Here is a 13,193-nt window from a genome sequence, read left to right as displayed (position 1 = left end):
TCATGCAGCGGACTGCAACTCCGCGTACGCCGGTTCGATTCCGACCCCAGCCTCCATTTACACTTCCACAACCATCCTAAATCGTCCGTAAAACCAGTAATATCAACGGTTTTATGGATTGTCGTGTTCCAGCCTCGTCCAATAGTGTCTATGTACTTCCCACCATTTTTAGTGGTAACTTTGATGGGAACATTCAAAGTGCTGGTGGGAACAATGGCTTTAACAGACATGAAAATCCGAAATGCTAAACCTGAAGCTAAGCAATACAAGCTTTCAGCAGGACTTGGCCTTTATCTTGTTATTTCTCCCAAAGGTGGAAAGTGGTGGCGCATTCGTTATCGCTTTGGTGGGAAACAAAAAGAATTGTCTCTGGGAACATATCCCACAACTACCCTAAAATCTGCTGTCCTTAAACGCGATGAAATCAGAGCAATGGTTGCTGATGATATTGATCCAGCAGTCGAGCGAAAGACTGAAAAGCTATATAAACATGCTGCAAGCGAAAACAGCTTTAAAGCTGTAGCTGATGAGTGGTTTACAAAATTCTCTAGTGAATGGTCTGAACAGCATAAACAACGCACAATCGGCCGATTGCGTAATGATGTTTATCCTTGGCTTGGTTCAAAAGTAATCAATACTGTAACCGCACCAGAATTGTTAATGGTACTGCGTCGAATGGAAAGTAGGGGCGCTATTGATAGTGCTCACCGTGTTCGCCAAATCTGTAGTCAGATCCTACGTTATGCAATTGCCACCGGTCGGGCTGAACGCGATCCTGCAGCAGATTTAGTTGGTGCTTTACCTCCAGCCAAAAAAACTCACTTTGCATCTATTACCGAGCCTAAAGCTATTGGTGAATTAATGCGAGCGATTCAAGGCTATCAAGGCAGCTACATTACTGCATGTGCTCTGCGTTTAACGCCCTATGTATTCGTCAGACCGGGAGAGCTTCGACAAGCCGAATGGAATGATATCGATCTGGAAAATGCTGAATGGCGTATCCCAGCCGAAAGAATGAAAATGAAAGTGTTGCACATCATCCCGTTATCAAAACAAGCATTAGCTATATTTGAGGATATAAAGCCACTTACAGGCAGAGGAAAATATGTTTTTCCAAGTAACCGAACTCTAGCAAGGCCGATGAGCAACAACACCATCAATGCAAGTCTAAGAAGATTAGGTTATACCAAGGAAGAAATGACTGCTCACGGCTTCAGAAGTATGGCTTCTACAATTCTCAATGAGCAGGGCTGGAATCGTGATGCTATAGAACGACAACTTGCCCACAGTGAAAAAAATGGTGTGAGAGCAGCTTATAACTACGCTCAATATTTGCCAGAACGAAAAGAAATGATGCAGGCATGGGCTGATTACCTTGATGGATTAGCCAAGGGTGCAGATGTTATCCCGATTAAAAGCAATTCTTAAACAAAATATTCAAGGCATTACCAGATGAACCAAGAAAACTTAAGTGAGTTTATTCCACCCGAGTTTGATATAACGAAATACGATGCAGCAGCCAATATGGAGTTAGTGAATTGGCTTGAAAATCTCACGATGCGAATGCTTGGTTATCATGCTATTGGCAAATCTATAGATGAACAAACAAAGAAATTAATATTAGAGCTGACACAGAAAAATATCAGCTTGGGAGTTGTTTTAGAGAGTTCATATGCCAAAATTTTAAATGACATGCTTGCTGAGGATAATGCCCAGTATGCTTCTGTTGTCAGACAGCTGACTTACTTCGATCTCTTTAGCACAGCAGATGGATTAAAAACTGCTGAGCTTGAGCAGTTATATTCAGCAGTACAAACCCAAATTTATCCACTAATTAATCAAAATAATCTCGGCCAACTAAACGAATTCATGCAAATTGAAGCTATGGATGGAAAAGACAATTTGGCGTGGCTTGAGATCGATCTGAATTGCTCTAAGAATGAGATTTTAGATGCCGTCTCAGGATGGGTGGCAAATGCCAAAGCTGAACGGCAAGCAACTCAAAAGACCAACAACAGAGAGCGCAAGATTAATAGTTTCAATCTTGTTGCTTTCAGAAAATGGCACGATGCCAGAGTTTTAGCATATTTAGACTTAGCAACATGGAATAGCTTGGTTGGAAATAAAGTAACCAGCCCAATTCTTGGAAAAATACTCTTTCCAGATCCTAGGGACGTAGTTGGTAAAGCCGGAAGGATAGATGATTCGTCTAAGCATTACGCCAATATATTAACTTCACAAGCATCTTTAAGAAGAATGCTAAATGTTCTCGCAGACGCAAATCGGAAGAAAAACACCCAAAAAACTTCCTAGGAAGATTTTATGGCTATTCTCATCCAATGAAACACTGAGTTAACTACTGGAAAATCTCTCCCTGCATCTACTACAAATCACAGGGAGATATTGATGTCTGAACAAATTCTAAAACTGCCAGAAGTCATAACGACGACGGGCCTTGCTCGCTCAACAATCTACAAATTGATCAGTGAGAATCGCTTTCCAAAACAAATCAAGCTAACAAGCTTTTCAAGCGGCTGGCTCAAGTCTGAAATTAATCAATGGCTTGAAGAGCGTATTGCTGCTTCTCGCAACCTGGAGGCATTGTCATGAAGCCTCTGAAAAAGCTAAAAATCACGCCTGCACAACTTAATTATCTGCAATGGCTTAATACTGGTGGATTGGAACCCGAAAATGTTGTTCTGATTTGTACAGATTTATGTGAAAAGTTTGGTGCAGTAATACATTCCTCAGTCCCACCTTTTAAGACTGATATCCGAGCTATTCAAAATCTGTATAAAAACGGATTAGCTGAAACTTATCCAGAAATTGACCTTGGGATCACATGGCTGATTGTTACGATTAGCGATAAAGGCCGACAATACTTGGAGGCTAATCATGACTGAAATACATCGTGATGATCGCCTTTTTGTGGATGAAAAAACCAATACCCTGCCAGATATCTTTAAGAAAAAAATCATTGTGGAATATCACAAACGCTTAAAGAACCAAAGCCGACGAGAAGCAAACCTGTATCTCTTAAATATAAGCGAACATATCGAATCTGCTGTGCTAAGCAGATTAAGCCTGAAAACCTTAAATGCTGATGAGGATGACTTAAAGATACTTGCTGAGAGTGAGGCCCAAGAGTGCATTTTTATCTGGCAGTCTTCAAACAGTGAATCCCTCAAAAAACCTTATAAGAGAATTCTCAGCTTTATGGCTTCTAGAGGTATTCAGCCGTCTGGTCTTAAAGAAGGGCCAAGTACATCTGATATGCTTTCAATCATTCGACACTCAATTAGAAAAAGTTGGTGGCTTTCTAATCTTCGTACAAGACAAAATCGTGATATTGAAATCATCGCCAGAACATTAAATTTCGTAAAGAAAAACGCAGAGATATATGCCTCAGATTTAAATGTCAGGCGCCGCCGATGGCAAAAGCAAAAACAGCATGAGTTTCTGGAAAATATGCTGGTTACTAATGAGGAAGGTCTTTCGTTTTTGTTATCCGAGATGAAAGCTACTAGCGTTTCCAATCCGGCTATAAGAAAAGCTGAGCTGATGGTACGTTGTCGAGGGTGTGAAGATTATGCCAAATCTAAAGGGCATATTTCGCTTTTTATAACCCTGACCTGTCCTTCAAAATATCACCGAGCTTATTCAACCAGTGGCGATCCCACCAAAAACTGGAATGGCAGTTCGGCAAGAGATGCTCAAGAATATCTGAAAACAACCTTTTCCAGAATTCGATCCGAGTTAAATCGTCAAGGTATACGTCCCTATGGTTTTAGAGTCGCTGAGCCACATCATGACGGAACGCCTCACTGGCATCTGCTGTTATTCATTAAAGGTTCAGATGAACAATCGCTTAAAGATATTTTCACTCACTATGCCTTTGAAGAGGAAGGAGATGAAGAGGGAGCAGATAAGCACCGTATAACCATCGTTAAAATTGACCCTAACAAAGGAAGTGCAACGGGCTATATCGCTAAATATATTTCAAAAAATATAGATGGTGAAGATATAGATATCGGTGTTTACGGTGAAAACCCATCGGAAGCGGCCAGACGAATCGAAACATGGGCCTCTATATGGGGGATCAGACAGTTTCAGCAAATTGGTGGGGCTGGAGTAAGTATTTGGAGAGAACTACGCCGTTTGACTCCTCTAGAAGATCCTGAGTCGCTTATCGAGTTGGGCCGAAAGGCTGCTGATGATAGTAAGTGGGATGAGTATATGAAATTGATGGGAGGTCATGATTGCGCGCGAAAAGATCGTCCAATCAAGCTTGTTTACAAAGAGTCGGTTGATATTTCTACCGGTGTGCTTAAAGAAAACCAATACGGTGAAATCAAAGCACAAAGCATTTACGGGCTTGAGCATGACAATGTCAGAATCAATACCCGACCACACACATGGGAAATTTCACGGGCTAGCTGATTAGCCCGCTTTTACTTGGAGTTCTGTCAATAACTGTACGTATTAGATTTGAATAGCTCTAGTTCAATCCTTAATTAGCGTGTAAATGTAATAGGAAGTTGAATTCCAGCTTTTTATTAGATGACCACATTCAGTACATGAGAATGAATCTTTATCTCTAACTGGCACTCTGTGTTCTACCACTTTGTAGAATGCACGACAGTTTTCACATTGTTCGCTTGTTTCTTCAGACTTCCAAGTTTTAACCATTTTTAAATCCTTACAATACTTATTCATAGGGGTATTGTGAACGTAACGAGTTGTTTTTTTTATAGGTCAAAAGGTATTTTTTTTAACTACAGGATAAAACCCCGCCCTTCCTTTATCTAATACTCCTGAAAACTCGATTGGAGATAATCGACTTGCTGTATCTTGTTTAACAGGCTCGTTCTCCAACACGATAACTTGTCCGGGACCAGTCCATTTAGACAGCCAGTCATAAAATAGGTCACGAACAGTTATTGGTGAAACAGTTGCCTCGGCGGCATTATTTGGATCAGAGTATGACTTAAGTGGGGAATCTAAAACAACAACGCCTAGATGAGGATGTCCATTATCCAATGCATGCTGCATCAAAGCTACTATCAATGCAGAGAGGAATATTGCACGCTTTCCTGCACCATAGCTCAATCGTTGCCTCCCATCAATTTTTATATCGCAATCTACAGCCTCAAGGTCAACAGTATTTATCTCTTTAAACCCCCATGAGTATAGAAGGGTCTTCACTATTTCTCCGACCTTCACTGCATCCACATCCGTTTGTCTTTTTATCGCGGCTCCTTTTTTAGTTGAGATAAGCTTAGAGATAATTTCTTGTTCAGCAACTAACCTATCCATTTCTTCGAATATTTGAAGTTGTGCTGAATATTCAGTTTTAGCCTCTGCAAGTTGCTTTGGATCAGCGCTAAATTCAGAAACACTGTTTTGTAGAGCTGTTTTTTCTTGATGGGAAATCCTAGTGAATTGCTCCTTGAGAATCTCAACATGACTGGTAAGCTCCGAAATAATTATATTTTCTCTTTCTAAGGCATCTTTCAATCCACCCCGAAGAGCTTCTATCTTCTTTGCCTCCGCTTCCATCGCAAGTTGTTGTTTCAAAACTGTTTCAGTTAAAACTTCATTGCTATCAAGCTGTGAGTCAATCGGAGTACCACAGAGCAAACAAGGTTGACTAGGTAGAGCATCAAAAACAGCAATGCCATCTACAACTGCACGGAGCCTGTCTAAATCACTTACATACTTTTCATCCAGAAGCGAAAATCTAGACGCCATAAGCAGAGACTGATTTAATTTAGATTCAACAGTCGATAGCTCAGATATTGTTGCCGCAAGTGAATTACGAATTTCACGCAGCTCTGATGATCGCTCTTTTTGTTGGCTAGACAGTATGTCTAGAGTGAGATTAACTTTTGATAAAGCATCTTCAATTTCAGATTTTGTCCTTCCATCAGGAACCTCTTTTTTTATACGCTCTAAGTCATTTTCTATAGCTATAGCTAATGTTTTATTCTTCAGCTTTTCATCTTTAGATTGAGCCAATATTACTGCCGAATCATCTTGCCCTGTTAAAAACACTGAAAAAGAAGCCTTGCGCTGAGTTCTGCTACTATATGATTCGCCTGTCGTCTTTTCCTCACTAATCATCGCGGGCTGTGATATGAGAGACCAATGCCGTAAATCCCCTCCTGTTATCGGCCCACGCTTTGATGTGGAACGTAAGACTAGCTTGCCTTTCGCTCCAGAGAGCCCAACAAGAAATACTCCAACATCATCAGACAAGGGCTCATCTGTATTTATATCTTCTTTTTCACCATTAAAAATCTCGGCAACACCACCTAAGAGTGAGTGTTTAATTGTATAAATGTCATTTTCTGATGTCTCTAACTGCAAATATAGGTTTGTATAACCCTTACTCTCTGGTATTTCTTTTGGTACCTTTTCTCCCCCAAGGAGATACCAAAGACAATCTCGAATATAAGACTTTCCTGTATCACTAGGACCTCTGACAAGAGTACCATTGCCTCTAAAAAGTATCTCCGCCTCAGGCTTTCTAAGTCCTGTGGCAATTAACTTTTGCAGTATTACTGGCATTATTCAAATATCCTTTTTGACTCTTCATTCATTTCAGCTTCCCAACGACAACCTAAATCATGAAATATTTTTGTTAACTCAATCATATCAACAGAGCCATACTTTGAAGTTACCCAGTTGCAACGCATCACTAGTTCTGAAAAGTAAGGAGATTCGACCGAATCAACAATTGCTCGAGCATTAATCCCAGCAAAATATGTAATCCCATCGTCATCTAATTGGATATCGACTAGATTTTTTGTTGCCATTAAACGCAGGCCCGACAGGACGATTGTTCGTCTGGTATATATCTCTGCACTTCTATATGGAACTGGTGTATGCAAGCTCACTGGGCCAGAAAAATCTCCAGAATAAATAGCAGCATAATCAAGCAATAGAAGTTTTTGTAAGTCCGCTCCTCTAGGAAACATGCTGGACAGCATATAGACCATTCGGATCCCAAGCTCGAAAGGAGAGTTAAATGGTAATGTTTCAAATAAATTTATTTTAGCCATTTTAGTTTCTCATCGTTAACTAGTTGATGGCATGCTCCAGGAAGATCTGCTGGCAGTAACCTAGTAGACAGAGGGTTATTTGTGATTTGAAGCTCAGCAGCAGCGCTCAATACAGTCTCGAGCTTATCCATGCCGTTTTTATGCTTTGGACTTGCCGCTATACGTTTAATACCAGCAAGCACAGACACTAAAAGTCGATCAAATTCACCCGGAAGCACATCTCTGCTAAACCTTTTTAGACCCTCAGCGCTATAAAACTCGCCTCTACACCCTTCTAGATGCTCCTTATAAATTTCGGATTTGAAAATATGCTCTAGTAGAAGATCACTGTTAGCGTGCTCTGAGTAAACCTTAATGAGTTGATTTATGTACACTAGCTCCTCTTCTGAGGGCAGTATTGGTGTAGGAGGGTTGTCTCCCCTAAGTGGTTCCAATCCGAAAAGAGCGGCATGAGCCTGCAAATTTTTTGAATGCAGCGAAATCAGATCCTTTACTGGGTATTCTTCAACTTTAGAATAATCAAAATTTATTGCGGCATTTAATGTTGGACCAGCAAGTGGAAATTTTGTTGTATCAATACCGTGCTTCTTGTCTTTCCAGCTTGTTAAAAAAGTTTCTTTCAGTTCATGGGGATGAGCAATTAAGTCGTGTAACTTTGGTGTTGTATTCTGAGATGCGCAAACATAATATGTATGTGGTGAGGGATAGGTTCCGCTACCAATGTGATACATTATTTTTGCTAGTTCTGGATATAATACTGACTCGCCAATAGCAGATTGATAATGCTTCGCTTGGTATAAATCCCATTCATTTACTTTCAGCTCTTTTGAGTATCTAGCTTCAATATCACGACCTCCATCACCAGCTCCTCCCATCTTTTGCACAAACTGATATTTTTTGCCTTCTCCCATGTCTACTCGGCAACAATCCTCGATAAAACTTTCCCACTCATCAGCACTAAAAAGCTGAATTAATGATGCGGGGGGAAATTTTACCGAATTTATTTTTTGAGTTTTTTTAGCCATATCCCTGCCAATAGTCATACTTCAAAAATGGATATTCTCACTTCATTTCTATTGTGTCCAATATATGTAGTCTCATGTATTTATTTAAAACATTCCTTGGCCGTCTACATAGTGTCTACATTAGACAAAAATAAAAAAGCCCCAACAATAAACAAGTGCTGAGGCTTTGATATATGGTGGGCACACAGGGACTTGAACCCCGGATAAAGGGATTATGAGTTAATACTTCATCTGTACAACAAAATTATTATAGATAAACATTTCATTGAGCTGGTTAAAACGATATATGGATAAAGTAACTAGGGCCACTATGGGGGCAAAGTGTAAAATAGGGTTTATCTAAACTTATGTATGTCGTGTATATAGGTGAGGTATTCGTTTGACGCCGCCGGATCAACATATAAATACTATTTTTAAACATTGAAGTAATGTACAAGAAATTAATTTGATGGTAACTATGGTGGTAATATTTTATTTAAAATAAAAAATACTCAACAAAAACAATGCTATACACCTTCTATTTGATAGTGACCCCACCTCCATTTTAAAGTTCAATACAATCAAATAGTTAAGGCGCTTTCGGCGCTTTTTTTATGCCTGCAATTTGATGTATGCCGATGATTGATACTCAACGCCTGTATGACAAATAGCTTAGTTTGCAACTAAATCATTCATTTTAGATGAGCTTAGTGGAAAAGTTGTATGCCTTAATGATTGGCCCGCTTTTCGTTTTTTTTGAAAACGAGGGTAGGGGGATGGGTCTGCAGATGTTTTGTGATCTGAATAGACGCTAAAAGAAACTGTTTTCTTTATTTTCAACAATTGTGAATGTATCCAGTTGTGCTGGAAACCTCATAGAAATGGAGGGTGTGTACCAGAAACTTGAAGGTGACATTTAACCACTTTATCATTGGGCGAAAGACTGATTGGTGGACTTCGTGTGCCATCAGCAGCAACAGAAATCAGGACTGGTTCGTAGATTGCTCATTTCCCGCTGGTTCATGTTGTTTATTAAAAGTCTCAAGTCTTAAATTCCTCACTAAAGTGATTTAGCCGGACTCTTTCGCTCTATCTCAAACCTGTCTCTGCGAGAAAATAGTGTTTCCTGATCTTCGAACAATTGTCCTTGTTTTAGTTATCACCACCTGTATCGCGGCAATCGCCTTATTTCTGTTTTATCGACTGATAAAAGAGATAAATGGATTGCAATATGCCGCCATTGGAGGCGGTTGTCAGGCATTAGGCTCCGTGTTCTTATTACTCAGAGATAGCATCGACCCGATGGTGTCGATCATGGTGAGCAATAGCTGTTTTTTTCTGTCATTTCTTTTTTATTATCAGGCTGTCAGATTACTGACCGATTTAAAAACGAGTTGGGTGATTCCATCCACTCTAATCGTTATTTTGTCCCCGCTGTTTATGTTGTTCCCTGGCAATGAAAACCTTGGCGAACGTATTATCATCTCGTCGTTGGGTCTTGGGATATTAGGCATGATGTGTGGTTGGGTGTTAGGCAAAAATGCCATTGATTTGCCAGGCAGAAAAGGCCTGGCATTGATGTTTTTTTTATTCAGCGCGATAAGTTTGTGGCGTATTCCGAATATGTTGATTACCCCAATTGGGGAAGTGGGATTTTTAGACTTCAATGCAGGCTATATGATTTTTCTGTGGGGAATCATCAACAGTATCGTAACGACCATCGGTCTTATCATATTGGCATCGGAAAAGTTACAGCAACAATTAAGGGTGAAGTTCGAGCAGGTCAGTTATGCCCGTGACATTGCCCATCGTTCGCTACAGGAACAGCAGCACTTCATGGCGATGTTGTCGCACGAGTTCAAAGCACCGATTGGTGCAATCAAAGCCAATGCAGATGCTGCCTTGTTGCTAGCAACGCCACAGACCGGCTTCGTGGAAGAGAGTTTGTCACGAATTAAAAATGTTTCAGAACGACTCAATTCACTGGTGGAGCGATGCCTGGATGATGAATGGATGGCCCATTCAATCGAAAACAACCAGGTCAGTTTAGAACCTGTTTCGCTGACGCAAATTCTCAGGAATTTATCTGACGAATTTAATGTGACATTTCACTCCACAGTTTCTACCGATGCTGTGGTCAAAGGTGAATCCATTTTTCTGCCGGTATTATTTGCCAATTTGATTGCCAATGCCTTGCGGCATGCGAGAAATATTGAATCTGTGCAGGTGAGTTTACTGGAGCAGGGCAATGATTATCTGGTTCAGGTAATGGATGATGGTGAAGGTATTGATGAACAACAGCGCCATTATATTTTTGATAAATACTACCGTGCTGACAATGGTCACTCGACAGGGGGCTCAGGGTTAGGATTGTTTTTTGTCAAAAAAATTACCGAAATGCATGAAGGTGAGGTCACAGTGAACTGTGATGGGCTGACGACATTTACCGTACGGTTAACAAAGACAGAGAGGAACAATGGCTAAGCCCAGAGTTGTAATAGTCGATGATGACGCGGATTTCCGGGCGCCAATCAAAGCTGTGCTTATCAATGAGGGCATTGTGGTGGAAGAGGCAGAATCTGCATCGCAGCTAAGGCGGGTAATGGAGACCTTTCACCCTGATATGGTATTGCTGGATGTGAATTTGCCAGATGACAGTGGTTTCAACATTGCACGCCATTTAAAACAAAATACTTACGTGGATGTGGTCATTCTGTCCTCAATGGGTGAAGTAGAACACCGGGTAAGTGGTCTTAATTCAGGTGCGGATTATTACTTGCCCAAACCCGTTGATATTCGTGAATTATTGGCCGTTATGCGTAATCGTTTTACGACGCAGGCTGTGAACCCTGTCAGGCAGACCGGACGTTGGACGCTGGATACAACGAGCTGGCTTCTGACATCACCCGATGGTCAGCAACATGTTTTGAACAGCAGTGAGTTTGCTTTGTTAAATGAGCTTGCCAAACAGTCTCAGCTGAGTAAGCCGTCAACCCGTGAAGCCTTATATACGGCTATAGGAAAGCCTAATTATTCCCCCGAAAGTCGAAGTCTCGACTTGCATATATCTCGGCTGCGTCAGCGCCTGAGTTCAGACCAGTTCCCGTTCCCGATAAAAACAGTGCGAAATGTCGGCTATGAGCTGACCGAAACCATGGTGATTGTGTAGTCATCTCCCCCGGATTTATTGATACAAATTGATACAAAAATAAGCTTAGAAAATACCCGCCAATTGAGTATGGTTTATCGGTGCAAACAGAATCCTGCAGTGAAATAAAATGCTGCAGGGTTACCTGTTTATCGATGAAAAAAACGTTACAGGAACTCTCATGAACCGGGTATATCGCATTGTATGGAACGCCAGCCGTCAAGCCTGGATGGTCGCTGCTGAGCTCACTCGCGGCAAAACCAAAAGTCAGATCAGCCGTAAAAAAGGGTTGCTGAAGCTGATCAGTAGCAGCTTGTTGGTTTCAACCAGCCTTGCCTATACCGGTACTGCATTGGCAACAAGCTACGACTGGAACATACCGAGTGGTTATTGGAGTGAGGGGGCAAACTGGGCCGAAGGTGCAGCACCAGACGAAGCTAATCCTGAAAGAAACTACATTCGTATCAGTAATGGTGGCGAGGCAATTGTTCACAATACGATTGATCTCGAGGCCAACAACAGTATTCTTTATGTTGGCAATGATACCAGTCAAACTGGTTCACTGGTTATCAACGATAATGGACAACTAACGCTTGGCCTATTGTATATCGGGACATATGACGATTCACAAGGGAAGGTTTTGGTTACAGGTAAAAATGCCCGGTTAAATATGACTAGCACGAGTAGTAGGTCATATTTTGGCTTTAGTGGCAGTGCTGAAATTACATTGAATAACAGTGCTGTTATCACGGCAAATAGTATTACGCTAGCTTCATCTGTTGGCTCTAACGGCATAATTAATATTGGTGCTGCGAAGGATGAGCCGGCAGTTGCTGGGGGGAAGTTTGATGTTAACCAGTTAAGCTTTGGAGATGGGGTTGGCAGTCTGGTGTTTAATCACACTGATGAGGATCTTCAATTTCGCTCTTCAATAATTGGTAAGGGAGATATTGAGCTCTATAGTGGCACGACCCGATTCACTTATTATAATCAGCGGTTTTTTGCTGGTGATATGCGAGTAAATGGAGGCACGCTGGCAGTCGATTCAGGTAATACTCTAAACGTTGGAAGTATATATGCTAGTCAGGCAGCCAATTATCATCAGGAAACCAATGCCAAATTGAGACTTGGGGTGGCTACAATGGATAACTATGCCAAGTTGAATGTGATGGGGACTGCCACATTTGCCAAAGATACTGGTCTGGATGTCAATGTGATGGGGTCACCATCACTGACTCAGGGCGGCACTCTATCGAGTGTGATCAGTGCAGGCACACTCAACGCTTCTAGTTTTACCATGACTGATAACTCAGCTTTATATGATTTTGCCTATGAGATTAATGGCAATGTAGTTGACCTGAAAGTCATTGCTGAAGGAACGGGAGGGGATTCGGGCGATGACTCTGGCAATAGCGTGCTCAGAAGTGTTAATAGTCAGGGCTTTACACCAGGCCGCGGTGCTGCCAGGGTGCTGGATACCTTTGTAAATAGTGGTATCACCGGTACTGATATTGAAAATGTCACAACCGCTCTTGGTAAATTATCTACACAACAACAAGTCAGTGAGGCTGTAGCTGAAACCTTACCATTATTAGTTGCAGGCACCACTGGACTGGCTTCGAACACCATGCGCGGCACCAACCGGGTGATCCAAAGTCGGCAGGCCAGTAACCGTGGCTTATCCTCTGGTGATGAGTTCTTGGTGGATAAAGCGGTGTGGTTAAAACCCGTGGGAAGCTGGAGTCGGCAACAAGAGCGTAATGGCGTCAGTGGTTACGATGCTGACAGTTATGGGTTTGTTGGTGGTATTGATGGTGAAATAACGCCCACTAGTCGTTTAGGTTTTGCCGTGTCTTATATGAATACCAATGTTGATGGCAATGGCTTAGCATCTGGCAATCGTGCCGATATTGATGCCTATCAGCTTATCGCCTACGGTAGTCATAACTTGACGCAATTTGAAGATATCGAAGTTAG

The 13,193-nt window shown here is 41.5% G+C and carries 12 protein-coding genes; 8 read left to right on the top strand and 4 right to left on the bottom strand.

Features of this window, described 5'->3' with window-relative positions:
- The 5 genes from B3182_RS06395 to B3182_RS06375 all read left to right on the top strand — a co-directional run.
- Nucleotides 1-1,428 (top strand): tyrosine-type recombinase/integrase (locus tag B3182_RS06395; RefSeq protein WP_349677927.1); only part of this gene is annotated, 1,428 nt, incomplete at its 5' end.
- Between the two features lie 24 nt (nt 1,429-1,452).
- Complete coding sequence (locus B3182_RS06390) at nt 1,453-2,313, top strand: DUF6387 family protein (RefSeq protein WP_292355774.1); 861 nt, start codon at nt 1,453-1,455, stop codon at nt 2,311-2,313.
- A gap of 93 nt (nt 2,314-2,406) precedes the next feature.
- Complete coding sequence (locus B3182_RS06385; RefSeq protein WP_292355772.1) at nt 2,407-2,610, top strand: helix-turn-helix transcriptional regulator; 204 nt, start codon at nt 2,407-2,409, stop codon at nt 2,608-2,610.
- A complete protein-coding gene (locus B3182_RS06380; protein WP_292355770.1) occupies nt 2,607-2,903 on the top strand; it encodes a hypothetical protein in 297 nt (98 codons plus the stop codon). The genes B3182_RS06385 and B3182_RS06380 overlap by 4 nt, the downstream gene beginning before the upstream one ends.
- Nucleotides 2,896-4,440 (top strand): replication endonuclease, encoded by a 1,545-nt coding sequence (locus tag B3182_RS06375; RefSeq protein ID WP_292355768.1) that lies wholly within the window; start codon nt 2,896-2,898, stop codon nt 4,438-4,440. The genes B3182_RS06380 and B3182_RS06375 overlap by 8 nt, the downstream gene beginning before the upstream one ends.
- Nucleotides 4,441-4,503: 63 nt before the next feature.
- Here B3182_RS06375 and B3182_RS16335 read toward each other — a convergent pair whose 3' ends face one another.
- The 4 genes from B3182_RS16335 to B3182_RS06360 all read right to left on the bottom strand — a co-directional run bounded on the left by B3182_RS16335 (nt 4,504) and on the right by B3182_RS06360 (nt 8,089).
- Nucleotides 4,504-4,689: an MJ0042-type zinc finger domain-containing protein gene (locus tag B3182_RS16335; RefSeq protein ID WP_366652711.1), complete on the bottom strand. Its 186-nt coding sequence runs from the start codon at nt 4,687-4,689 to the stop codon at nt 4,504-4,506.
- Between the two features lie 66 nt (nt 4,690-4,755).
- Nucleotides 4,756-6,570 (bottom strand): hypothetical protein, encoded by a 1,815-nt coding sequence (locus tag B3182_RS06370; protein ID WP_292355767.1) that lies wholly within the window; start codon nt 6,568-6,570, stop codon nt 4,756-4,758.
- Nucleotides 6,570-7,064, bottom strand: coding sequence for an ABC-three component system middle component 2 (locus B3182_RS06365; RefSeq protein ID WP_292355765.1), 495 nt, complete (start codon nt 7,062-7,064; stop codon nt 6,570-6,572). The genes B3182_RS06370 and B3182_RS06365 overlap by 1 nt, the downstream gene beginning before the upstream one ends.
- Complete coding sequence (locus B3182_RS06360) at nt 7,052-8,089, bottom strand: ABC-three component system protein (RefSeq protein WP_292355763.1); 1,038 nt, start codon at nt 8,087-8,089, stop codon at nt 7,052-7,054. Before B3182_RS06360 ends, B3182_RS06365 begins: the two co-directional genes overlap by 13 nt.
- Before the next feature lie 1,098 nt (nt 8,090-9,187).
- Here B3182_RS06360 and B3182_RS06355 point away from each other — a divergent pair.
- The 3 genes from B3182_RS06355 to B3182_RS06345 form a co-directional block, all read left to right on the top strand.
- On the top strand, nt 9,188-10,552 hold the full coding sequence (locus B3182_RS06355; RefSeq protein ID WP_292355761.1) for a sensor histidine kinase: 1,365 nt from the start codon (nt 9,188-9,190) through the stop codon (nt 10,550-10,552).
- Complete coding sequence (locus tag B3182_RS06350) at nt 10,545-11,237, top strand: response regulator transcription factor (RefSeq protein WP_292355759.1); 693 nt, start codon at nt 10,545-10,547, stop codon at nt 11,235-11,237. Before B3182_RS06355 ends, B3182_RS06350 begins: the two co-directional genes overlap by 8 nt.
- 160 nt (nt 11,238-11,397) lie before the next feature.
- Nucleotides 11,398-13,193 (top strand): autotransporter domain-containing protein (locus B3182_RS06345; protein WP_292752035.1); only part of this gene is annotated, 1,796 nt, incomplete at its 3' end.

This window comes from Methylophaga sp. UBA4204, from assembly GCF_002379485.1.
Taxonomy (GTDB): domain Bacteria; phylum Pseudomonadota; class Gammaproteobacteria; order Nitrosococcales; family Methylophagaceae; genus Methylophaga.
Note: the sequence above shows the minus strand (reverse complement) of the source record. Positions and strands in the feature narration are given on the sequence as shown.

Excerpts from the sequence above, each read along its gene's own strand:
- B3182_RS06390 (WP_292355774.1), top strand. The coding sequence starts at position 1,453 with ATGAACCAAGAAAACTTAAGTGAGTTTATTCCACCCGAGTTTGATATA.
- B3182_RS06385 (WP_292355772.1), top strand. The coding sequence starts at position 2,407 with ATGTCTGAACAAATTCTAAAACTGCCAGAAGTCATAACGACGACGGGC.
- B3182_RS06380 (WP_292355770.1), top strand. The coding sequence starts at position 2,607 with ATGAAGCCTCTGAAAAAGCTAAAAATCACGCCTGCACAACTTAATTAT.
- B3182_RS06375 (WP_292355768.1), top strand. The coding sequence starts at position 2,896 with ATGACTGAAATACATCGTGATGATCGCCTTTTTGTGGATGAAAAAACC.
- B3182_RS16335 (WP_366652711.1), bottom strand. The coding sequence starts at position 4,689 with ATGGTTAAAACTTGGAAGTCTGAAGAAACAAGCGAACAATGTGAAAAC.
- B3182_RS06370 (WP_292355767.1), bottom strand. The coding sequence starts at position 6,570 with ATGCCAGTAATACTGCAAAAGTTAATTGCCACAGGACTTAGAAAGCCT.
- B3182_RS06365 (WP_292355765.1), bottom strand. The coding sequence starts at position 7,064 with ATGGCTAAAATAAATTTATTTGAAACATTACCATTTAACTCTCCTTTC.
- B3182_RS06360 (WP_292355763.1), bottom strand. The coding sequence starts at position 8,089 with ATGGCTAAAAAAACTCAAAAAATAAATTCGGTAAAATTTCCCCCCGCA.
- B3182_RS06350 (WP_292355759.1), top strand. The coding sequence starts at position 10,545 with ATGGCTAAGCCCAGAGTTGTAATAGTCGATGATGACGCGGATTTCCGG.